This window comes from Methanothermobacter thermautotrophicus str. Delta H (genome assembly GCF_000008645.1).
In the GTDB taxonomy this organism is placed as follows: domain Archaea; phylum Methanobacteriota; class Methanobacteria; order Methanobacteriales; family Methanothermobacteraceae; genus Methanothermobacter; species Methanothermobacter thermautotrophicus.
On record NC_000916.1, the window covers coordinates 303,441 to 326,811 of the forward strand.

A 23,371-nucleotide genomic window follows, 5' to 3' on the forward strand; every position below is an offset into this window, starting at 1 on the left:
TCAAAAAGAAAAAATGAGGTTTATTAACCTCTAAAAGGGTAAACTCGCGTATATGCCCTTTATCACTGCGCTGGAAGTGTTCCAGTTGTTCACAACTCCAAGGCTGTTCCTTGAGCTTGTTGCATCTGCAGCGTACCATGTATCGCCAACGAGGAGCTGGGCCCAGACATGTCCATAGACGTTACCTGATGTGAAGTTACAGGTCCCGTGCACATACCTGGCAGGTATCCCGGCAGCCCTTGCCAGGGCAACCAGGAGGTGTGTGTGGTCCACACAGTTACCTGTCCTGTTTTTGAGTGTGCCCACTGCGCCGTACTTCGTATTATAGTAGAAGCTGTAGTTTATATTGTCACGCACCCAGCCGAAGACGGCCTCCGCCCTGGAAAACGTCGAGGTCAGCCCCCTTGTTATCTCAGATGCAAGGGATCTGATATCAGGACTGTCCACGGGACAGCTGGCTGACGAGGCGAGGTACCTTGCGGTGCTCTCACCCCTGTAGGGGTCATTCTCTGGCCGGTTCTTCAGGGAGGACGCCAGCCTCGTCACGGTCACGGTGTTCGGAAGTCTTTTGTTGCTGCTGTAGAAGCTCAGGACCCTTGAAATGGAGTATACAAGGCTCTCATACGAGATTCTACCTTTACTTGATCCTGCATAATTTGGGGCCCTATGGTTCTTCTCCATGAACCCCTGAACGCCGGATGCCACCTTGAGGTACTCTAACCTTGTGAGAGTACCCCTGGCATCACCTGCAGGGTTTGCTGCCTCACCGGCAGTTACCGGTGCGACTGGGGTGTTCTTCCCCAGATTTATCTGGTTGAGGCATTTAACCATAAGATGCAGAAACTGGGCTATACCAAGCCTCTGGTTTGCCACCTGCACATACCCGGGTAGGCTCTGATTCCTGTCAATGTAGTTCTTCAGTGAATTGGCCGCTGCAAGTATCTGCTCCCTTGTGAACCCTGAATTGCCACTGGCAGCATCGCTGCTGCCGGAATTGTTACTGGTGGGTGTGGAGGATTTCACAGAATTCAGTGCGTCCAGTTTGATGTGGTTTGGAAGGCGCTGATTTGCCACTTTAAAATTAATTGCCCTTGCAAATAGCCACACAAGTGATTCGAATCCTATCTTCTGGTCCCTGAAGCCTATGTATCCGGGCGCCCCTCCTGAGGAGAGGACCCTCCCTGCAACTTCAAGGTAATCCTTAAGGTAAATTGAGCCTTTGAGCATGGTCCCTGATGTTTTCCCTGGAACCTGGACCTGATTCACTGTGGGTGTCCGGTTGAGGACGTAGTATGCTTCAAGCTGCAGGAACTGTGCCATGTTCACCTTAACGCTTCCAACCTCAACTGTGAGGGGAAGACGTTTATTCCTTGCTATGAAGGCGTTGACACGGACTGCGGCGTCCTCAACATCGGCCCGTGAAACGGATGGGCCCGCTGCAGAGTCCAGAGTCCTGTTAGCCTCTGCACTCCCATTAACCACTGCAACTGTGGAGTTTGACTCCATCACCGTACTGCAGGTTTTCACTGTCATATTATCAGGAAGCAGTGCTTCTTCACCTTGTGTGTTCTGGGCATAGATCTCTCCGGTATTAAGTAACACCATGCATGCAAAGAGCACGCACAGCAGTTGCATACCACGGGATATACTATCGCCTCCAGAATGCAGGACGGAATCCTGCAGCTAATATTTCTGCCCCTGATTTTATTTATAAATTGTGATCTTTTTCTGGTTTCTGGTTTCTGGGGGTTGCGGTAAAATTAGAAGAAAGCCCCTATTTTGAGACTCTTTTTGTGTGTATCCGGTTTTTCAGGGTTCTTAGAATCTCTTTTTGTACTGTATCTCCGAGAACCTCACCCGGAACTCTGCGCCCCCATTGGAGGTGTACTCCAGTTCACCGTTCAGCTGCTCGGTCAGGTTCCTCACAAGGAGCATCCCAAGGCTCTTGAGGCTGTCCAGGTTGAAGTCATCAGGGAGTCCCACGCCATCATCTGCAACGGTAAGCAGAAACCCATCACCATCACGGCCCAGTGAAACACGCACCTCTCCTCCACCATCAGGGAATGCATACTTGAAGGCGTTTGTCACAAGTTCATTCACTATGAGTCCCAGTGGCATTATGGTGTCAACGTTGAGCTTGATGTCCTCTATTTCAAATCTGAGATCAACCCGCTGATCAGGCCTCATGTAGGAGAACATTATGCTCCTTGCAAGGCCCTCTATGTAGCCCCTCACATCCACATCCGCAAGGTTCCCTGAACGGTAGAGCTTCTCATGTATCATTGACATGCTCATGATGCGCCCCTGGCTGTCCCTGAGGACACCGGTGATTCCCGGGTCATCTATGTAGCTGCTCTGAAGGTTAAGGAGGCTTGAGATAACCTGCAGGTTGTTCTTGACCCGGTGGTGTATCTCCCTCAGTAGCAGCTCCTTCTCCTCAAGGGATTCCACTAGTCTCTTCTCATAGAATATCCTCTTCAGTGTCGAGGCAGCCTCTCCACCCATCGTTTCAAGCAGTCTAAGCTCATATTCATCCGGTTCATGCCCGTTCCTGAAGACCATGAAGCCGAGGGTCTTATCGTCATGTCTCAGTGCCACCGCTATAAGGTCATCCCTCACCAGCACGGCATCATCCATTTCTCCAAGGATTTCCTCGGGGTTATCAATGATGAAGCCGTCTCCCATGGGCTTCAGGACACCATCCCTCATGAGGTAGACAGCACCCTCTGATAGGCCCAGATGCTCATTAAGAAGTACCATGACATTCCTGAATAGCTCATCAGGGCTGTTACTGTGGTTTATCCTGATTATGGCTTCATTGAGGGTCCTGAACTCATGTAGGCGCATCCTGGTAAGTTTCTCTGATTTCTCTGTTTCCTCTATCCTGTCCCTCAGCCTGAGTGTGTGGCGGAGGTCCTGGGCTACCATGGAGTAGCCCACCACATCGGCACCCTCCCTTATGAGTGATATGAAGAGCTTCACAGGGAGCCGCTCACCATCTGACCTCAGGTACTCAATGGATAGCGGCCTGTGATGATAGTCACCCCTGGAGGATGAAGCCCTCTCCCTGATGTCCTCAAATTCCCTCTCCAGTTTGCCGTGGTGTTCGGGTGCAACGATGTCCCTCCAGTCCCCTGCAGAGTCCACACCCAGTTCACTTTCTGCCCTCTGGTTGAGCTTTGTCACCCCTCCCTCTGCATCCAGGAGGACTACGAGGTCGGTGACCTTATCTATTATGCTCTCACCTGCAAGGGATGGGCTCATGGATGGTGGATGGTAATTGGCCATCCCATGGACGATACCTGCGGCTCCGATCATCCCCACGATCTGTCCCAGGGTGTTCATGTTCTGGGGGCTTGACGGGATGAGGGTGGTCACGATGAGGGCTGCAATGAGGCTGAAGGATGATGTGATGAATATGAGGGTGGTCATATTCCTCTCACGGTGGGATGGTGCCACCCTGGCATGGTTCCATATGAGTGAGACTGCAACGGCAAGATAACCCACCATGTAGGCCTCAAATAATCCCCGGAAGTCTCCGGTCCATGAGAGGAGGTCATGGATGTCCCCCGGTTTAACAAGGGAGGCCACAAGCAGCAGGTAGATGAAGAGGAAGGAGGGTATTATGGGTATAACGGTGAACTTACCGGGTCTTTCATCATCTGCAGAGAGTACCAGGGCAAAGTTCAGGAATAGGGCTGGCAGCAGGATGATGGAGAGGCCCGAGAGCATGTAGAATATCAGACTGTACACGCCTGAGGTGGTGTGGAGGAGTGTGGATGTCAGTGCCCACAGGGCCAGTGCTATGGCTATGAGAAGGAAGCTCCACTCCAGATTACACCTCCTCAGCTTGAGGGGGTACATTCCGGCCCCCAGATAGAATACCGATGCCAGTACCGATAGGGTTATGTAGATGTCCATCCTCCCACATCTCTTAAAGTATACATAAAATGAGGTGGTATACTGGTTATATCCGGGTTACCATTAAATACCTTTACGGTCATGAGGGTGTGTATCTACCGGAGGCCCACCGGGTATTAATTCATGGAGGATCATAATGTCATTGCATGATTCATTCGTCAGGTTTCTGCTGAATTCATGGATTGGAAGAGCCCTTAACCTTATCATGGTTGCCATAAATCGTCTTGTACCCAAGAGGGACAATCAGATACTCTTTGAAAGCATACCAGATTTTTCAGATAACCCTTCCCAGCTTTACAGTTACATTAAATCCCTTGGAACAGATTACAGGATGATATGGGTGGTTGACAGTATCAGGGATGACCTCGACGCCCCACAGTATCTGAGGAACACTCCATCAGAATTCTGGCAGTTCCTGAGGTCAAGGTACATAGTCAGCTCCCACGGCTATCACCTCATGATAAGGGCGGGTAATCAGGTCTACCTCAACCTCTGGCATGGGATGCCCCTGAAGGCAATGGGCTACACAGAAAGGGAGCCATCCATACTGCTCCCGGGGGTATGTGATGAGAACTACTACCTCATCGCAACTTCCACCATAATGAGGAATGCCCTGGCGGCCTGCTTCAACCAGGACGCCCGCAGGATACACATAACAGGTCAGCCAAGGAACGATAAACTCCTCACAGAGGGCAGAACCATGGATGATTCCAGGACCATAATCCTGTACACACCAACCTACCGGGATACCGGGAGGGACGAGTCCATATTCAGCATGCCGGACTACAGTGAGGAGAAATTTCAGGACTTTCTCAGGGAACATGACGCAGTCTTCCTCATGAAGCTTCACCCACTCGATTCAGGGATCAGGCAGAGGTCCGGGGGTAATATCAGGGCCCTTGACCCGTCAGAGGATCTCTACGACATCCTCCAGGGGGTTGATGTCCTTGTAACCGATTACTCATCGGTCTACTTTGACTTTCTGCTCCTTGACAGGCCTGTGATCTTTGCAGTCCCTGACCTGGAGGAGTACCGGAGGGTCAGGGGTTTTGTCCTGGAGCCCTTCGAGTTCTGGGCCCCGGGTCCCCGTGTTGAAACCTTCACGGATTTCCTGGAGGAACTTGAAAGGTGTCTTGAGGACGATGACTATTACAGGAGGGAGAGGAGGATCGTGAACAGCCTCGTGAACCAGCACCAGGACGCGGGGTCATCCAGGAGAGTCTATGAACTGGTCTGGGGTGATTGAATGAGGATTGGACTCATATTACCATCCCTTGATGATAGTGGAGTCGCCAGGGCCGCTGCCAGTCTATCATCTCTTCTATCAGAGCACCATGAGGTGCACGTGATCACAGTTTACAGACATGAACCCCTGCAGGAGTGGAGTGGCAGTTTCCATGTCCTGGACGTCCCCCCTGCCTCTCCAGGGGATGAACTACCCCGGAGGCTTGGACTTTTCATAAGGAGGATACTTGCACTGCGACGCATCAAGGCTGAACTTGAACTTGATGTCTCGGTATCCTTCTCAGAGGCCCTCAGCATACAGAACATATTCACAGCCGGCTCTGACAGACCGGTTGTAAGTCATCACACTGTACTCTCAAGGAATGAGAACCTTGACGATATCTATGGGAGGGGTGTGAAGGCCCTCGTGAGGCTCACCTATCCCAGGGCGGCTGGAATAATCTGTGTATCCATGGAGTCGGCCACTGACCTCACTGATGCCTACGGTATCGACCCCCGGCAGGTAGCGGTGATACCAAACCATATAGACGTCGATGCCATTGAGGGGGCTGCTGTTCTACCGGCAAGGTGGAATGATGTGTTCACCGCACCTGTGATCCTGACCGCTGGAAGGTTGACACATGCCAAGGGCCAGTGGCACCTTATCAGGGTGTTCGCCAGGCTAAAAGAACTCATACCCGACCTCAAACTGGTCATAATGGGTGATGGGGACCTGAGGGAGTACCTGCAGGGACTATCAGAGGACCTTGGTCTTAAAACCTTCACCGGTGGCGAGCCAGGTGAATATGACGTTTACTTTGCTGGATTCCAGAGGAACCCCTATGGTTTCATGGCACATTCAGACCTCTTTGTCCTGCCATCACTGAGGGAGGCACTCCCGCTTGCCCTGATGGAGGCCATGGCCCTGGGGACGCCTGTTGCAGCCGCAGACTGTGGGGGTCCAAGGGAGATACTTGCCCCCAGTTCAGATCCATCATTCAAAACCGAGAAGACGGAATTCGCAGATTACGGGGTCCTTCTACCTCCCTTTGATGGTGAAATGAGGGCTGCAGATGATGAACTGTGCAGGGAGGAAAGGTTATGGGTCGATACACTCCACGAGATCATCACAGACAGGAAGGTCCTTGACTCATACTCTGAGCGGGCCAGGGAGAGGGCCTCCAGTTCAGCCCTGATGCCATCAGGAGGAGGTGGCTTGATTTCCTTGATGCCGTGGTAGATCAGGGATAAAATGTTTGATGGGATGGATATCAGCCTTTGCCGGTGGCGTCGGGGCTCATCCCGGTGACCTCCAGGATCAGACGCCTCCACTTCTCCCCGATAACCTGGGGGGACCTGGTTTTCAGTACATGGGCCCTCAGGTTCTCACCCCATTCACGAACCAACGAAGGATCTTCAATAGTTTTTACGAGTTTTTTGATCATGTCTTCTTCGCTTTCTGCTATTATACCATGGACTCCATCCTCGAGTTCCTCGAATTCACTTTTAAACTTGGCTATTGGGACTGACAGGTAGCCTGCCTCCATTGCAGCATATCCAAGTTCAATCATTTCATATCCAAGGATTATCATGTCTGCTGATTTGAGATAGCATAAGAAGTCGTCGCGGTAAGCCATCATTTTAATATGGGGATTGTCTGTTTCTACGGGAGTGCCAAAAACTAAAAGTTGAATTTTTCTATCTGTTCTTTTATTCACCTCTGTAATTATCCTTGAAAGTCTCTCCATCCCTTTAATTAGTGATCCTCCTACACTAACATATGTTACAAGGGTGAAATCGTCAAATGATAAATTTTTGCAGTTGGCCACTTTCTTGTCTACGTCTGCTGTTATGAAAGCATTTGGTATGACAACACCATTAATTCCATTTTTTTCTAGTTTTATCCTAGCAATTGCAGTAACACGACTATAAATCAGTGGGATGAATATCAGCCTGTGCAGTATCCAGTTTATTATCCTGAAGATGTAGTGGAAGTTCCCCCTGGGGTTCATCCTGAGGGCGGTTATTGCCTCATCCATAACCCAGCCATGTACCGTGAGGATTGCGGGCACCCCGCTTCTGCGGATCATCATAAGCCCCCGATGATGAGGGGCCCATGGACGTGTATGAGGTCATAGTCCCTGAGGTTGACCCTGTCAAGTTCTGATGCATGGACTGTTTCGGTGCTGGCTCCAAGCATCCTGTAAACGGTTTCCTGAGATTTAACAGCCCTCATGACACCACCCCCGGTGGATGGGTCGAAGGGTATTATCATCATTATCTTCATAAACTCCCTCGCTTTCAGTTTCCTGAACAAAGTGTCTGATTACATGATTTTCCAGGTGTTCCACTGGGGGATCCTATTGTTTCTGCCGGTTAATCTAATTTGTGATGCAAGTTCTTTCCTGCATCCATGATCCTCTCATGATCTTATCCTCTGTTCATGATGTTCTTGCGTTTTTTTGTCTGGCAGATGGATGGATCTATATATGGCCTTTGCCATAATGTGATTGATCAATCCATGAATGCGAAACTGGAGGCCTGTTTCATGTTAACACGTTTACTCAAGTTTATCAACTGGATTTTACCAAAGGACGATGGGCTGGCTGTATTTGACAGTGTACCTGATTTTTCAGGAAACAGCCAGGCTCTGTTTGAATTCATGAGGGACATGGGTGAACCTGAAGCGGTATGGATCGTTGAAGAGCCCCTCGACATTGAGGGTGTGAGACAGGAGAGGAGACACTCGCTGAGGGCCCTCCTCACCATTTTACGTGCTGGTTCCCTGGTCTCCACACACGGGAGGATGAGTGAGATCCGTGTAAGGCGACAGAAGTATGTTAACCTCTGGCATGGAATGCCCCTGAAGGCCATGGGCTACGCTGAAACCGGCGGAAGGGAGTTTAAGGAACCCGTAAGGTTCGATGATGAGAACTACTACCTCATCGCAACTTCCACCATAATGAGGAATGCCATGGCGGCATGCTTCAACCAGGACGCCCGCAGGATACACATAACAGGTCAGCCAAGGAACGATAAACTCTTCAGATCAGATGGAAGGATCCCTGAGATTACAGGTATTGATACCGGTTCCTACAGCAAGGTGGTGCTCTTCGCACCAACATTCAGGGCATCAGATTACATAAGTGATGGAAGACTCATATCCCACCACCTCAATCTCCCTGACTTTGATGCCGAGGCCTTCTCAGGGTTCCTGAAGGAAAAGAACATACTTTTCCTTGTGAAGTTCCATCCACTCGAAGAGGAGGAGGCAAGAAGATTCTTCAGTGAAATGGACAACGTGGTGCTGATAGGTAGCGATGACCTTGCAGAGAGATACATGGACCTCTATGACGTCCTCCCGGGGGTTGATGTCCTTGTAACCGATTACTCATCGGTCTACTTTGACTTTCTGCTCCTTGACAGGCCTGTGATCTTTGCTGTCCCTGACCTGGAGGAGTACCGGAGGGTCAGAGGTTTTGTCCTGGAGCCCTTCGAGTTCTGGGCCCCGGGTCCCCGTGTTGAAACCTTCAGTGATTTCCTGGAGGAACTTGAAAGGTGTCTTGAGGATGATGACTATTACAGGAGAGAGAGGAGGATCGTGAACAGCCTCGTGAACCAGCAGCAGGATGGGGAGTCATCCAGGAGAGTCTATGAACTGGTCTGGGGATGAAAAATAGGAAATGCATGTAATTTTATTTTTTTATAGAGTCTTGCTGGCACCCCTCCTTTTCTCTGACAGTTCTCTGTGGGAGTCATCTACCAGAGGTCATGTTTTTTGATCCCGTAGACCCTTATTGCCAGGACTATGGTTTCGGTTATTATCACGAGACATGCAACGATGTATATGTTCATGAATGCCGATACTGCAAGGAGCATTATCAGGTGCACAATTGAACCTATTATCACGCTGCCGTTGGCGTACCTCTGCTGTCCAAGAACGGCGAGGAAGGGGTAGCCCAGGGAGTATCGAGGGGATTACCACCATGAGGGCCACGGCAAGTAACCTTAGGACGTTGACACTTGGCATGTACTGCGGGCCAAAGAGTATTCCTATTATGGTGGGCGCGAAGAGGATTATCCCGCCACAGAGGATGGTGTTGAGGGATGAGGGACTAGCGCAGGACCTTCTTGTGGAATGCCCTGTTAATGTGTCTTGGCCATATAGGGATATGTTACTGCTATCAGGGGGCTGTAGAGGCCCTGAGCAGCAGTGTAGAGTTCTTCAGCAGACCGAGTAGTACCCACTGCTGTGTTACCCGCGAATAAACCCAGGAAGAATGAGTTACTGCCGGTGTAGATCGAAACAGAGACCCTTGACAGGAAGAACTGGGTGCTGTCCCTGAAGGTCTCGTAAACCGTCCTCAGGGGTGGTAGATGGAACCTTACATTGAAGCGGGTCCTTATAATCCACTGAGAAATCACACCGGCGGTCAGGGTCCCCATGGACTGGAGAAGGGGTACGTAGAGGTAATCGGACGGACGTCTTATGAATATGAATATGGCTGCAAGGAATATGAGGTTCGTGAGGACATTAAGGACGGTTATGTACTTCATCCGCTCCATGCCCTGATAGAACCAGGTCGGGAAGATCACATTCCCGATAACAAGTCCAAATGCAAAGGTATAGACCTGCCAGTTAACCGAGAAACGGGGGATGTTAAGGATGACGAGCAGGAGTATGCAGAAACTCAGGGTTGCAAGGATCCCCTTGATTAACATGACGGAACTGAATATCTCGGATACACGGTGCGGGTCCTCCCTGTTCACCGATATCTCCCTCACAGCAGAAAGGTTGAAACCGTAATCGGTGATGATGATGAAGTAGGTGTTGAATGCGATGGCAAAGTTCACAAGGCCATAGTTGTAGACACCCAGAACCCTGGTGAGGTACGGGAGGGTGATGAAGGGTATTATGTAGACAAGCACCTGGAGGGTTGAAAGTGAGAGGAAGTTCTCGGCGAGAACCCTGTACTCCTCTGACCTGATAAGTCCCATGAGATCCCGGATACTCATCGAAATAAACTCCTGATTACCTAAAATTCGGGTCTGGATATCCTCTCCTGGAATTCCCTTATGTAGAGGTTGACGTTTTCAGGTTCCTGCATGGTCTGGTATACCATTTCAAGGACCGGCAGCTCAAGACCCTCTGTCAGCTCCCTTATGGCCCTTATGGACCTGAGGCTCTCTATGGTTATGGTGGAGTCCTCGCTGAGTCTCATCTTCTTACCCAGCATGAGCCCCAGGGTGCGGTTACGGCTCTTATCGGTTGTTGATGTGAGGAGAAAGTCTCCAAATCCACAGAACCTGTCATGGAGTTCACCGTACCCCATCTCATTGAGTATCAGGTTCATCTCCCTGAAGCATAGGGTCAGGAGGGAGTGGCGGTGATTCTCGCCTGTTATCTGTCCGTCGAGTATACCCATGGCCACGGCGTAGACGTTCTTGAGTATCCCGCAGAATTCAACACCCTCAACGTTCTCTGAGTGGTCGAGGATTATGCGGGGAGACTTCAGAAGCCCTGCAATTTCCCTCGCATATCTGGTGCTGGCACCCACTGTTATCCCGGACGTCATGCCCCTTATGAGTTCGTCGGCGAAGTTGGGACCGGATATGCTGAATACTGTCCTGGACCCTGTTTCCTCCCTTATAACAGAGCTCATGGTTTTGAGGCCTGGGTGCTCTATTCCCTTTATACAGGATACTATCTTCTTATCCTCAAGGCTGCTGTTCATTGACCTTACGATGCTCCTGAGGTTCCCTGATGGCACGGCCATGAATACGTACTCGGATTCCTCCAGCACGGAACCGTCCATGAGTGTCGCCTCTATGTTATCCCTCAGTTTCACTCCAGGATGATAAGCGCTGTTTTCGCGCGTCCTGTTGATGTTCTCCACAACTTCGGATCTCCGGGCCATGAGGCGGACCATCTCAGCATTCCATGATAGGACCTGTGCTATCGCTGTTCCGAAGCTCCCTGCTCCAATGACCGTGACCATCATTTATGGTTCTCCATGAAATATTTTCTGGCTTCCACGAGGTCCTCAGGGAAGTCCACCTCTATGCAGAACCTTTCGCCTATGTTGAGTGGTCTGAAGGTTTCCCCTTTCTCTATGAGAATTTCAACTCCCCTCTCAAAGTAGTCCTGATCCTGGCATTCCCTGAGGGCATTCCTCAGCATGGGAATGGTTTCTCTGGAGACCTGATTTATTCCCACAGCCTCCCCGAGGGGGTCCGTGACATTCTTGGACAGTTCCCTTATGAATCCCTGACTGTCGAGGCTGTATTTAACCTCTTCCTCCCCCACCTTCTTGTTGTCAACGCAGATGAGGTTTTCGCCCGGCTTCTCACCTATCATTTTGAGGATGGATGGGTCGAAGACCACGTCCCCGTTCATCCAGATCACATCCTCATCCATGTCCTCCAGCCCTATTAGAAGGCTTTTGGAGGTGTTTGTTTCGCTGTAGCGATGGTTGTAGACGAATTCAAGGTCGGGGTACCTCTCCTCTATGAGATGGCCCCTGTAGCCCAGCACGACCCTCACGTTTTCTGTTGACGTTATCTGTGCTATATTTTCGAGCTGTTGATCCATTATCGTTTTTCCATCTCCGAGTTCCACGAGTGCCTTGGGTATTCCATGCCCAAGTCTGCTTCCGGTTCCTGCAGCAAGAATAATAACCCTAATAAGAATCACCTTTAAATGTAGATAAGAACAATTCTAGACCAGATTTATGTTGCATACTATTTAATTGTAATTGGTAACCGGGCCCCGGAAAAGGAGGTTTATAGGATTGAGGATACTTCATGTAACACCATACTTCAAACCCTCATGGGAGGCAGGTGGTCCTCCCCGTTCAGTCTATGACCTGGCATCGAGGCAGGTGTCTGCTGGACATGAGGTCACGGTCTACACAACAGATGGGTTCAAGAGGCGACTTGACGTCGAGGTTAACAGGCCCCTCGATGTTGATGGCATAAGGACCTACTATTTCAGGAACCTTTCAATGTACCTGGCAGGGAATATGAACCTCCCGGTACCACTTAAACTCCCCTATGTTGCCTGGAGGGAGATCCGGGAATTTGATGTTGTTCATATCCATGAGCACAGAACCTTCCTTGCAGCCGTTGTAGCCACACTGGCATCACGTGCAGGTGTACCCTACATTGTACAGCCCCACGGCTCCGTCCCGACCATGTCGAGGGCTACCCTCAAGGAAGTATTCGATTTCATTGCAGGTAACCGGATAATGTACGGGGCGTCCCGGATAGTAGCAACATCCACTGTGGAGTCAGGTTTCTACCGGAAGGTTTACCCTAAACTCGACGCTGAGGCCATAGTGAAGGTACCTAACCCGGTCGATATCCCTCACAGACCATCCAGGGGGCTCTTCAGGAAGAAATGGGGTCTTGAAGATGCGCGGATCATACTCTACCTGGGCAGGATCCATGAAAGAAAGGGTCTCGACATACTCCTCAGGGCCTTCAGGGACATGGATGAAGACACAGTTCTGGTCATAACGGGACCTGATGACCACTACCTGGAAAGGCTCATGGGCCTCATAGATGAACTGGGAATCGGTGAAAGGGTTCTCCTGACAGGTCCCCTCTATGAAATGGATAAACTTGAGGCCTATGTGGACGCCGATGTGTTTGTGCTGCCATCGGCATCAAAGTATGAATCCTTTGGGAACTCCGCTGCAGAGGCCATTGCCTGCGGCACCCCGGTTGTCGTAACTTCAAGTTGCGGGATATCTGAGTGGATGGATCCCGGTGATGGCATCATAGCGAGGCCCTCAGCCAGGGACCTGAGGGATGCCATAATCAGGGTCCTGAAGGAACGCGACTCCTTCAATCCATCGGCAGAGAAGTTCGACCCTGAATCAATATCAGAGACATTTGAGGACATTTACCTGGAGGTCACCCATAAGGCTTCCAGACACTGAAACCGGTTGGAGCACCTATGCAGAGGTTTATATGGGTCCAGCCAATTAATGATATGCAGTGATGGAAGTTGATTGAAGTTATTTGGTGCAAGGGGTATCGATCATGTCATATGATAGAAGGTTCATTTCAGTTGTTGCCATCTTCTCGGTCTTCATAGCCGTTATCCTTGTCCTTATCCAGAACAGTATAGGGATCTATTACTGGGACATTTTCCTGTATGTTAACAATGCCATGAAAATGGCCCACCTTGGACCCGGCGACGCCCTCTACCTACCACCATTCTTCCCGGCGGTGCTGGCCTTACTTTTCAGACTCGGGTTCACAGGTGAAATAACGGTATTTGCGGCGGCAGCGGCATTCTATGTTGCAGGTATCATCGGGATGTACCTCCTCCTCCAACTGAGATTCAGTGAAATGGAGAGCCTTGCAGGGGCCATCTCATTCGCATCCTTCAGCCTTATCCTATCATGGGCAGCCACAGGGTCCCTGGATGTCCCGGCCATCTCCCTCTCTATATGGGCCGTTTACCTTGCACTCATCGCAAGGAGGCGTGACAGCCGATTCTACTACCTTGCATTTCCGGTTGCAATGGCAGCATTTCTCACAAGATATACATCGGGTCTCATGCTGCTCCCACTTGCAGTGATAATACTCACTGACCCATCCCTCAGGTTAAAGCTGCCAGACATAGGCAGGGGAATTGGCCTGGGGGTCCTCCTCTACATCCCATTCGGGTACTTTTTTACAGAAACATCGGAACACCCCTACCCTTCACAAAACAGGTTTCATCCACAGTCACCGGTTCAGCCACATCCATAAATCCTGGCTACAGCACAGACAGCCTCTACTACCTCAAGCACCTTCCAGAGTACATCTCAGCAATGCCTTCACAGGATTACCTCAGGGTACTGAACCCCTCACTTTCAGGACCGACACCAATCGCCTTCATAATACTGGCCCTCATATCAGCAGGTTTACTGATTATTATATGGAGGAACAGGGACCTCATATCAACCGATAACCTCAGGGGAAAGATTATATTCATTGTAATATCTGCAGCACTCATATTCACCTTTGGAAGGATATCCTTTGCACTTAGCGAGGTCCTCATATTCCTCTGGGCACTTTCAATCCTCTGGATAAGGGGGAACACTGATAACATTGAGATGAACCTTGCGATGGCTGCCTGGGTCCTGGCCTACCTCTACATGCACAGCTTTCACCCTGTAAAGGCTGACAGGTACATCATAACAGTCCTGCCAGCCCTCGCCTACGCCATATCCCTTTCACTGAACAATTTATCTGCTTTGATGAGATCCAGGAGGGCATCGACGGTTCTGTCCATTGCAGTCACCCTTCTGATGGTCTCTTCGGCAATCCATTACACTGCAGGATGGCCCCAGGAATATGGGATAGTTAAGGGTGAGAGGAGCGGCGCCTGGCTCATGAACCATGACCCCTCCTACAGGGACAGGGTCATAGCTGCTGACAGGGGCCCTGCCTTCACATGGTACCTTGGAGACTATGTCTTCACAAGGATAATCCACCCACAGCGTAGGGAGTTAAGCCTCAAGTACTTCTATGAAGTGAACCCTGACTACTATATATTCTGGACGGGTAAAACAGAGTTGCCTGAAGGTTACAGGGTCATATATTCAAGGGATGGGGTTCCATTGCCAGGAAGATTCAGTAGATATGCCGGGATCCTTCCCCTCCGGTACAGGATTCAGTGGATGTTGAGGTGATTCTCTCTGGCGAGGGATGGATTCGCTTAACAGATTGAAACTATTTATATGGCGAGTTCAATAACTAGTTTGAGTTAAACTAGGATATACTCTGAATCGTATATTGTGGGAAGGAAATCTTTATTCATTCATATCATGAATAATGTTACCAGGAAAACCCTTATTCTTACAAGGGAAATCATCCAAAATAGGGAGTGATGCTAATATGGAAACTCAGAGAATACTCGTGACCGGTGGCGCCGGATTCATAGGTACAAACCTTGTCAATGAACTGAGGAACAGGGGCCATGAGGTCCTTGCGGTTGACCTCATGCACACAGAACGCGAGGACTACATGAGGGCCGATGTCAGGGAGTACAGGCAGGTTGAGAGGATCTTTGAGGAAGATAAATTCGACTACGTATACCACCTGGCCGCAGAGTACGGGAGATGGAACGGTGAGGACTACTATGAGAACCTCTGGAAGACCAACGTCATAGGTACAAAGCACATGCTGAGGATGCAGGAGAAGCTTGGCTTCAGGATGATATTCTTCTCCTCAGCAGAGGTCTACGGGGACTACAGTGGTTTGATGAGTGAGGATGTGATGGTCAAAAACCCCATAAGCGACACCTACCAGATGAATGACTACGCCATAACCAAGTGGGCCGGTGAACTCATGTGCATGAACTCTGCAGAGATGTTCGGCACAGAGACTGTCCGTGTGAGGCCGGTGAACTGTTACGGCCCCCATGAGAAGTACTCACCCTACAAGGGCTTCATACCCATATTCATCTACCATGCACTACACAGGAAGCCCTACACCGTCTATAAGGGCCATAAGAGGATAATCGACTACGTGGAGGACTCCGTGAGGACCTTCGCCAATATCGTGGATAACTTCATCCCCGGGGAGGTCTACAATGTCGGCGGGCGAACCGAGTGGGAGCATGACATCAAGGAGTACTCAGACATGGTCCTTGAGGCTGTGGGGATAGATGACTCCATAGTCACCTACAGGGAGTCAGAGCCCTTCACCACAAAGGTGAAGACCATGGACTTCTCAAAGGCCATAAGGGACCTCAAACATGACCCACAGGTACCCCCCGAGGAGGGTATCAGGCGTACAGTCGAGTGGATGAAGTGGTACTACAGGATAGAGGACTGAAAATGAGGATAGTCGCGGTCATCCCTGCCTTCAACGAGGAGGTTGCCATAGGTTCAGTTGTGCTCCTCACAGGGGAACACGTTGATGAGGTTATCGTTGTTGATGATGGGTCGGCTGACAGGACAGCCCACGTGGCTGAGATGGCAGGCGCAAGGGTTATAAGGCACCACAGGAACCTGGGAAAGGGTGCAGCCCTCAAAACAGGGTTTGAGGCTGCAGATGCAGATGTAATAGTCACCCTTGACGCTGATGCACAGCACAACCCTGCAGAGATACCTAAACTCGTGGAGCCCATACTGAGGGGGGAGGCCGACGTTGTGAACGGGAGCCGCTACCTCCATGGGAGGGACGAGAACACCCCCCGCTACCGCAGGGTGGGCCAGAAGATACTTGACAGGGCCACCAACATATCAACGGGCCTGGACATAACCGATACCCAGAGCGGCTTCAGGGCCTTCTCATCAGCCAGCATACCCCATTTCAGGTTCAGGGACCCGGGCTTCGTGGTTGAAAGCGAGATGCTTGCAGACGCCGCCGAGGCCGGCCTCAGGATAGTGGAGGTGGAGGTCGGAGTGAGGTATGATGTGGATGGGTCCACCAGGAACCCCATAAGCCACGGTGTATCGGTGCTCCTTAGGATCATAGGGGACCTTGAACTCAAGCGCCCCCTCTACTACTTCACACTCCCGGGCCTCATAATAGGGATTACAGGGGCAATCCTAAGTTTAATGTTCATAAGGGACTACATAACGGGTTTAAGTGTGAACATGGGTCCCACCATCGTGGCGGTGATGCTCACACTCTTCGGGACCTTCTTCATATTCACAGGCATCATCCTCGACTCCATGAGGAGGATGATCATCCACTATGGAAGGTGACTGCAGAATCTACTGATGGAAGGTGATTGATTATGGATGAATTCAGGGCTTATGATGGTAAATGTGTTCTTGTAACAGGTGGAGCTGGATGCGTTGGAAGCAATCTCACAGGGAACCTTGCAAAGGCAGGGGCCAATGTGATCATACTGGATAATCTCTCATCAAGCTATGAGTGGAACATCCCGGAATATGAGAACATAGAATTCGTTAAGGGCGACATACTCGACGATGAGGTCCTTAAACGGGTATTCAAGGAGAGGCCGGACTACGTCTTCCACCTCGCAGCCCACTTTGCAAACCAGAACAGTGTTGACAACCCGGAGAAGGACCTCCTGGTCAACGGGCTGGGCATACTGAAGGTCCTTGAGTATGCACAGCTTGTGGGTGTTGAGCGCTTCGTTTACTCATCATCAGGGTGCGGTGTCTACGGCCTGGACTCAAAGATACCCTTTGAGGAACACGACATCTCAATATCACTGCACACCCCCTACCAGGTCACCAAGCTCCTCGGTGAACTGTACACCAACTACTTCCACAACCTCTACGAGATGCCCATAGTCAATGCAAGGTTCTTCAACGTCTTCGGCCCGGGTGAGGTCCCAGGGAAGTACCGTAACGTCATCCCCAACTTCTTCTACTGGGCCATGAACCAGCAACCATTACCCATAACCGGGGACGGCTCAGAGACCAGGGACTGGACCTTCGTGGAGGACATAGTCAGGGGCCTCATGGCCATGGGTGTCAGAAGGGAGGCCATAGGCGAGGCCATCAACCTTGGCTCAGGGACCGAGCACCAGGTCATAGAGATGGCGGGTATCATAAACGAGCTCACAGAAAACCCTGCAGGCGTGGTCTACAGGCCGAGGAGGGACTGGGACGCCAAGACAAGGCTCCTGTCATCAATCGATAAGGCCAGAAGACTCCTGGACTACGAGCCACAGGTATCCTTCAGGGAGGGACTTGAGAGGACCCACAGGTGGTTCACAGAGAACTGGGAGCTCATAAGGAAGAGCGCAGAGTTCTAATCAAAAACCTTCTTTTTCTGATCGCATATGAGGATACTGGTTGTACAGGAATCGGACTGGATAGAAAGGAACCCCCACCAGCAGCACCACCTCTTTGACAGGTTATCTGCGAGGGGTCATGAGGTGAGGGTCATAGACTACCCCATAGACTGGAGGAAGGAGGAGGGGGGAAGCATCCTGAACCCCCGCCGGGTCTACCTGGGGGTCCAGAAGGTCCGGGAGGACGCCGGTGTGGATGTTATAAGGCCCGCCCACCTCAGGGTCCCGGTACTGGATTACCTCTCAATACCCTTCACCCATGGGAGGGAGATAAGGAGGCAGATAAGGGAGTTCAGACCAGACCTTGTGGTCGGATTTGGTCTCATAAACTCCTTCATAGCATCAATCGAAGCAGGGAGGCAGGGCATACCCTTCGTATATTACCTCATCGACGTACTCTACACCCTGATACCAGAGAGGGCCTTTCAGGGTCTGGGGAAGCTGCTCATGAGGAAGACCATCGAGAGGTCAGACCTTGTCCTCACCATCAACAGGAAGCTCGACCAGCTGGCAGCTGAACTGGGGGCCAGGAGGACGGAGGTCATAGACGCGGGCATAGACCTTGCAGAATTCGACCCGGACCTTGACGGTTCACGCATAAGGGAGAGGTACGGTGTCGGGGATGATGACATCCTCCTCTTCTTCATGGGATTCCTCTACAACTTCTCCGGTCTCAGGGAACTTGCAGCAGCAATGGCAGAGAGGCGTGGGGAATACCCGAACATCAAGCTTATGGTTGTAGGGGATGGAGACGCATACGAGGACCTTAAAGGGATAAGGGATGATAACAACCTGGACAGCCTCATACTGACAGGGAGACAGCCCTACAGTGAGATACCTGAATTTGTAGCGGCTTCTGACATCTGCATACTCCCCGCCCACATAGACGAGGAGATAATGCAGGACATAGTCCCCATAAAGCTCTACGAGTACCTTGCAATGGCAAAGCCGGTCATAGCCACAAGGCTGCCAGGCATATACATGGAGTTCGGTGAGGGCAACGGCATCCACTACATAGAGAGACCAGAGGAAACTCTTGATGTAGCAGTGGAACTTGCAGGCAGACTCAGGGAGGAGGGCCAGAAAGGGAGGCGCTTCGTGGAGTCAAATGACTGGGAAAGCATCACCGAAAGATTTGAGGAGACCCTAAGGGAACTTGTGGAGAAGGATGAATGAGCATGATCCCACGAGGGGTGGTGATTACCTCAATGACTGTACCGCTGGAGGTGTCGCGATGAGGGTGGTCACAGTGATACCTGCATTCAATGAGGAGAGGACCGTCGAATCCGTTGTGAGGGGCGCCCTTGAACATGGTGACGTGATCCTGGTGGACGATGGCAGCACAGACAGGACTGCAGCCCTTGGTGAGGAAGCAGGGGCAAGGGTCATCAGCCACCCCAAAAATCTCGGGAAGGGGGCAGCCCTCAAGACAGGTATAAGGGAGGCCCTTGGAGGAGACTACGATGTCATAGTATTCATGGACGCCGATGGCCAGCACGACCCCTCCCTGATACCAGAACTTGCATCCGCGGTTAACGGTGGCGACTTCATCATAGGGTCAAGGTTCATAAGGAATAACCATGATAGCATGCCCCTCCACAGGCAGCTATCAAACCGGATAACCACCTGGATACTCAGACTGGCCACAGGGTACCGGATAACAGATAGTCAGAGCGGCTTCAGGGCAATATCAGCCAGGTACGCCCACCTGATACTCGAAATACCCTACGACGACTATGTGTATGAATCAGAGGCAATATGTGAGACCTCAAGGCACCGGCTGAGGATAGCCGAGGTCCCCATCACCTGCACCTATGGTGATGAGAAGTCCTACATCGGGGTCGGGGACGTCCTCCAGTACATCAGGTTCATAGTTAGGCTCTTCGTCAGAAGGATATCCGGTGTCAGGGGCTGATGTGGGAGCTGCTTCCCATCACCTTCACATCTGAGAGGAGATGGACTCCATGAAAAGGTTTTACTTCTTTGCACTGAGCATCCTTCTCATCCTGGCACTCATAATATGGATGGGACCCTCAAGGATCATCAGGGCAGTCTACATGGCGGACTGGATGATCATAGCCATCGCACTTCTCATCCACATGGGGGTTCTGGCTGTTAGGGGCCTCCGCTGGGGTTTCATTATAGGCCAGCCCTGGAGGATGCGGGTCAACTTCATGGTGAAGACCATCGGCCTCTTTGCCGGTAACCTCAGCCCCATGAGGAGTGCTGGCGAGGTCATGAATGCACTAGCAGGTAAAAAACTGAACGGAATTGAACTCTCAGAGGGTCTCTCAGCTGGTTTAACCGAGAGGTTCTTTGATCTGGGGATAGGAGGGGGTCTGCTTCTCCTTGCAGCCGTGATGGTGCCGGTGATAAGGGTAATAGCCCTCTTCGGGGCGATTCTATCTGTCCTCATAACCTACCTCATCTACCTTGTTAACTGGAGGGAGGAGAAGGGTTTGAGGATCTACCAGAGGATACATAGCATCATTGAGAGACTTCCAGTATCTGAGGAAACACTTGAAAACCTCTATGAACGTTTAACCTCCGGTATAAAGGGCATGATAGGTTACACGAGATCCTACTCCAACTTCACCTCCCTTGGAGTCATATTCATCCTTTCACTCCTCTCCTGGCTCATGGAGTGCCTGAGACTCTACCTGGTATTCATGGCCTTCGGAGTGGAGACCTCCTTCTCTGCAGTTATAATAATATTCCTCCTGGCAAACCTTGTGGGCATACTATCTGCCCTTCCAGGGGGCATGGGCTCAATGGAGGTCTCAATGGCAGGACTGTTTGTAGTATTTGGTGTCCCCGGGTTCCTGGCTGGAAGCATAGCCCTGGTGGACCGTATAATATCATTCTGGATGGTCACAGCACTGGGAGCCATCTTCTCATCCTGCTATGCCGGGGAGATATTTGATGAGGTCAGGTCCTATATCCTTGATATAAGGGCGTGATGAGGGGCTTTGTGATGTATTTCTGATAGTCCTGTTTTTTTGGAGGTCATATATCCTGATGAACTGATTTTTATCTCTGGCCCCTGATGATTGACCTCACCACAGCCCTGTCCACAGAGTCCAGGGCACCTGTCAGGAGGATCCCGGCGATATAGGCAACCAGGGCCAGGGGGATCCTTATGAGTATACTGAGGGGGAGCAGGAGTAAGATGATTGAAGCTGCTGCAGGGAGGAGGATCCTCCAGGCAACATGCAGGTCCCTCCATGCAGGACCAAAACCGAGATCGCGCACCGTCCTGAGGAAAAGTAGGGTCATGAGGGCCTCCGTCATTACTGTGGCAGCACTCGCACCCATAAAGTCAAAGCGTGGGATCAGTGCGAGGTTGAGGGTCACATTGAAGAGGGCTGCAACCCCAGTGATCCTGGTGACCGTGATCTGCCTGTTGGCTGACCCCAGGAGGCTGGAGCTCACACCATTTATGAACATGAAGGCGGTTGCGATTATGAGCACCCTGAGGGCGGGGACCGATTCAAGGTACTTCGCAGAGAAGATGAGCTCTATCAGGGGCCCTGCAAGTGTGAATACCGTGAAGATCAGGGGGACCGCTATGATTATGAGATACTTCAGGGACCTCATGTAGGTGAACCGCAGTGAATCTTCACTTTCAACGTGGAACCTGGACATCACAGGGAATACAGCGGTGAGGTAGACACCGTAAAGTGATGTGATGACCGTGAGGAGCCTGTAGGGTGCATTGTAAAGACCCACTGAGACATCACCCTTCATGAGGGAGAGCATCACGGAGTCTATCCAGAAGTATATCAGAGAGAATACACTCGTTATCCCGAAGGGGATGGCCTCCCTGATCATGTCGCGGCTGAAACTTAAACCTGGAGTGAAGAAACGACGGGTGAATGTTGTAGCGGAGTATACAAGTGAGAGGGCGGCTGCAATGAGGTAGGCCACTGCGACATGCACAACACTCCCACCCAGCCAGACAACGGCAATGACACCTACAAGTATGAAGAGGCTGTTGAGGATGTTCCATACTGTCTGGTACTCCATCCTCTGGAAACCCTGGAATATACTGTTGAAGAATGAGCTGAAGGAGGTCAAAAGCATGTACCCTGCTATGAAAACGATGACTGCAGCGGCAGTCCCGCTGTACAGTCCTGTGAGGGGGAAGAGGAGTATCAGCACAAATACGATGCATGAGAGGATGATACGGTTACCGAGACCCGCCGCCACAAGTTCCCTGGCCCCTCCAGGGTTCCTTGCAATCTCCCGGGTGATGTAGGTCCCTATACCCAGATCTGCGAGTATGCTGAATATGCCGGTCAGGGCCAGCGCAGTCGAGAGTATACCAAAACCAGCGGTTCCAAGGTACCTTGCGAGGTAGACGTTCCATACAAAGGCCGCAAGGTTTGTGAAGAGTGTGGCCACCAGGAGGAATGCCGTGTTCCTTGCAAGGGTCCTTGCATGACTCATTTCAATCACTGATAGGAGGATCCTATCTTCAGTCTTTCCAGGAACCACTCAACGGTCCTCATAAGCCCCTCCTCAAGTCCAACCTCTGGCCTGAAACCTGCTGCAGCGAGACGGGACGTGTCTGCAAGGGAGTGCCTCACGTCTCCGGGCCTCTCATCAAGGTATTCTGGTTCTGCATCTGACTCAAGGATCCCTGAAATTATATCGAAGAGCCTGTTGACTGTAACGGAACTTCCACCGGCCACATTGTAAACCCCTGATCCACGGGACTCTGCCAGGAAGATGTTGGCCCTCACAACGTCACCGACGTATATGAAGTCACGGCTCTGCTCTCCATCCCCGTAGATCTCAGGGGACCTGCCACTGAGGAGGGCGTCGATGAACCTGGGGATGACTGCAGCGTACTGTGAATCAGGCCTCTGGCGGGGTCCGTAGACATTGAAGTACCTCAGGGAGACGGTTTCAAGCCCCTGGTCCTCAAATACCTGGCAGTAGTACTCCCCCGTCACCTTGGACACTGCGTAGGGTGATAGGGGCATTGGTCTGGCGTCCTCCCTCAGGGGAATCTCCGGGTTGTTCCCATAGACAGCAGAGGTTGATGCGTTCACAACCTTCCGGACACCTGCCCTGGAGGAGGCCATCAGCACCCTGAGGGTCCCTGTGGCATTGACACGGTGACACCTGAGGGGGTCCCTCACACTCTCGGGGACACTGGCCAGGGCTGCCTGGTGGAAGACGTAGTCCTTGCCCTGAAATACCTTCTCAAGGTCCAGATCATTTATGCTCCCCTCAATTATCTCAAGGTCCTCATGGTGGGGGTCCCTGAGGTTATCCGGGCTTCCGGTTGATAGGTCATCGATTACGGTGACACGGTTTCCCCTCTCAAGGAGTTCATCTGTGAGGTGTGAACCTATAAATCCAAGTCCTCCGGTTACAGCTACATCCATATCTCTCATATTATCCCTGTCCGGCTGATGAAGTTTGATATCGGTCAGTATT

General features: G+C 51.3%; 22 protein-coding genes. 12 read left to right on the forward strand and 10 right to left on the reverse strand.

The window, feature by feature from the left end; translation table 11 throughout:
* Positions 1–30: 30 nt before the first annotated feature.
* Positions 31–1,527: a pseudomurein-binding repeat-containing protein gene (locus MTH_RS01650; protein ID WP_158296320.1), complete on the reverse strand. Its 1,497-nt coding sequence runs from the start codon at positions 1,525–1,527 to the stop codon at positions 31–33.
* Between the two features lie 291 nt (positions 1,528–1,818).
* A complete protein-coding gene (locus MTH_RS09290) occupies positions 1,819–3,921 on the reverse strand; it encodes a histidine kinase dimerization/phosphoacceptor domain -containing protein (RefSeq protein ID WP_010875999.1) in 2,103 nt (700 codons plus the stop codon).
* Positions 3,922–4,057: 136 nt separating this feature from the next.
* Between MTH_RS09290 and MTH_RS01660 the strand changes: the two genes are divergently transcribed.
* On the forward strand, positions 4,058–5,167 hold the full coding sequence (locus MTH_RS01660; protein WP_010876000.1) for a CDP-glycerol glycerophosphotransferase family protein: 1,110 nt from the start codon (positions 4,058–4,060) through the stop codon (positions 5,165–5,167).
* Positions 5,168–6,385, forward strand: coding sequence for a glycosyltransferase (locus MTH_RS09295; RefSeq protein WP_010876001.1), 1,218 nt, complete (start codon positions 5,168–5,170; stop codon positions 6,383–6,385).
* A 31-nt stretch (positions 6,386–6,416) separates the two neighbouring features.
* Here the strand turns inward: MTH_RS09295 and MTH_RS01670 are convergent, their stop codons facing one another.
* Positions 6,417–7,235: a glycosyltransferase gene (locus MTH_RS01670; protein WP_048060797.1), complete on the reverse strand. Its 819-nt coding sequence runs from the start codon at positions 7,233–7,235 to the stop codon at positions 6,417–6,419.
* Positions 7,235–7,432: a hypothetical protein gene (locus MTH_RS01675; protein WP_143485729.1), complete on the reverse strand. Its 198-nt coding sequence runs from the start codon at positions 7,430–7,432 to the stop codon at positions 7,235–7,237. Before MTH_RS01675 ends, MTH_RS01670 begins: the two co-directional genes overlap by 1 nt.
* Before the next feature lie 234 nt (positions 7,433–7,666).
* On the opposite strand from MTH_RS01675, the gene MTH_RS01680 reads away from it, so the two are divergent.
* Positions 7,667–8,818, forward strand: coding sequence for a CDP-glycerol glycerophosphotransferase family protein (locus MTH_RS01680; protein ID WP_048060798.1), 1,152 nt, complete (start codon positions 7,667–7,669; stop codon positions 8,816–8,818).
* Positions 8,819–8,904: 86 nt separating this feature from the next.
* On the opposite strand, the gene MTH_RS09725 is transcribed toward MTH_RS01680, so the two are convergent.
* The 4 genes from MTH_RS09725 to MTH_RS01695 all read right to left on the reverse strand — a co-directional run bounded on the left by MTH_RS09725 (position 8,905) and on the right by MTH_RS01695 (position 11,839).
* A complete protein-coding gene (locus MTH_RS09725; protein WP_010876005.1) occupies positions 8,905–9,054 on the reverse strand; it encodes a hypothetical protein in 150 nt (49 codons plus the stop codon).
* 237 nt (positions 9,055–9,291) lie between these two features.
* Complete coding sequence (rfbX, locus tag MTH_RS01685) at positions 9,292–10,161, reverse strand: oligosaccharide flippase family protein (protein WP_010876006.1); 870 nt, start codon at positions 10,159–10,161, stop codon at positions 9,292–9,294.
* A 20-nt stretch (positions 10,162–10,181) separates the two neighbouring features.
* Positions 10,182–11,147 carry an NAD(P)H-dependent glycerol-3-phosphate dehydrogenase gene (locus MTH_RS01690; protein ID WP_010876007.1) on the reverse strand — a complete coding sequence of 322 codons (966 nt, stop codon included), beginning with the start codon at positions 11,145–11,147 and terminating at the stop codon, positions 10,182–10,184.
* Positions 11,144–11,839: an NTP transferase domain-containing protein gene (locus MTH_RS01695; RefSeq protein WP_010876008.1), complete on the reverse strand. Its 696-nt coding sequence runs from the start codon at positions 11,837–11,839 to the stop codon at positions 11,144–11,146. Before MTH_RS01695 ends, MTH_RS01690 begins: the two co-directional genes overlap by 4 nt.
* Before the next feature lie 97 nt (positions 11,840–11,936).
* Between MTH_RS01695 and MTH_RS01700 the strand changes: the two genes are divergently transcribed.
* The 9 genes from MTH_RS01700 to MTH_RS01740 all read left to right on the forward strand — a co-directional run bounded on the left by MTH_RS01700 (position 11,937) and on the right by MTH_RS01740 (position 20,883).
* Entirely contained in the window at positions 11,937–13,088 is a 1,152-nt protein-coding gene (locus MTH_RS01700; RefSeq protein ID WP_158296321.1) for a glycosyltransferase, read from the forward strand.
* 103 nt (positions 13,089–13,191) lie between these two features.
* Positions 13,192–13,908, forward strand: coding sequence for a glycosyltransferase family 39 protein (locus MTH_RS01705; RefSeq protein ID WP_048060799.1), 717 nt, complete (start codon positions 13,192–13,194; stop codon positions 13,906–13,908).
* Positions 13,909–13,970: 62 nt separating this feature from the next.
* Positions 13,971–14,834, forward strand: a complete 864-nt coding sequence (locus MTH_RS01710; RefSeq protein ID WP_010876011.1) for a hypothetical protein — start codon at positions 13,971–13,973, stop codon at positions 14,832–14,834.
* A 205-nt stretch (positions 14,835–15,039) separates the two neighbouring features.
* Positions 15,040–15,981, forward strand: a complete 942-nt coding sequence (locus MTH_RS01715) for an NAD-dependent epimerase/dehydratase family protein (RefSeq protein ID WP_048060800.1) — start codon at positions 15,040–15,042, stop codon at positions 15,979–15,981.
* A gap of 2 nt (positions 15,982–15,983) precedes the next feature.
* On the forward strand, positions 15,984–16,859 hold the full coding sequence (locus tag MTH_RS01720) for a glycosyltransferase family 2 protein (protein WP_010876013.1): 876 nt from the start codon (positions 15,984–15,986) through the stop codon (positions 16,857–16,859).
* A 32-nt stretch (positions 16,860–16,891) separates the two neighbouring features.
* Positions 16,892–17,884: an NAD-dependent epimerase/dehydratase family protein gene (locus MTH_RS01725; RefSeq protein ID WP_048060801.1), complete on the forward strand. Its 993-nt coding sequence runs from the start codon at positions 16,892–16,894 to the stop codon at positions 17,882–17,884.
* Positions 17,885–17,911: 27 nt separating this feature from the next.
* Complete coding sequence (locus MTH_RS01730; RefSeq protein ID WP_010876015.1) at positions 17,912–19,099, forward strand: glycosyltransferase; 1,188 nt, start codon at positions 17,912–17,914, stop codon at positions 19,097–19,099.
* Positions 19,092–19,838, forward strand: a complete 747-nt coding sequence (locus tag MTH_RS01735; protein ID WP_010876016.1) for a glycosyltransferase family 2 protein — start codon at positions 19,092–19,094, stop codon at positions 19,836–19,838. The genes MTH_RS01730 and MTH_RS01735 overlap by 8 nt, the downstream gene beginning before the upstream one ends.
* A 49-nt stretch (positions 19,839–19,887) precedes the next feature.
* The gene (locus MTH_RS01740) at positions 19,888–20,883 is read left to right on the forward strand and encodes a UPF0104 family protein (RefSeq protein WP_238374224.1); all 996 of its coding nucleotides are present in this window, start codon (positions 19,888–19,890) and stop codon (positions 20,881–20,883) included.
* A 70-nt stretch (positions 20,884–20,953) separates the two neighbouring features.
* Here the strand turns inward: MTH_RS01740 and MTH_RS01745 are convergent, their stop codons facing one another.
* On the reverse strand, positions 20,954–22,372 hold the full coding sequence (locus MTH_RS01745; protein WP_048060802.1) for a flippase: 1,419 nt from the start codon (positions 22,370–22,372) through the stop codon (positions 20,954–20,956).
* Positions 22,373–22,377: 5 nt separating this feature from the next.
* Positions 22,378–23,328, reverse strand: a complete 951-nt coding sequence (locus MTH_RS01750; RefSeq protein ID WP_010876019.1) for an SDR family oxidoreductase — start codon at positions 23,326–23,328, stop codon at positions 22,378–22,380.
* Positions 23,329–23,371: the final 43 nt, after the last annotated feature.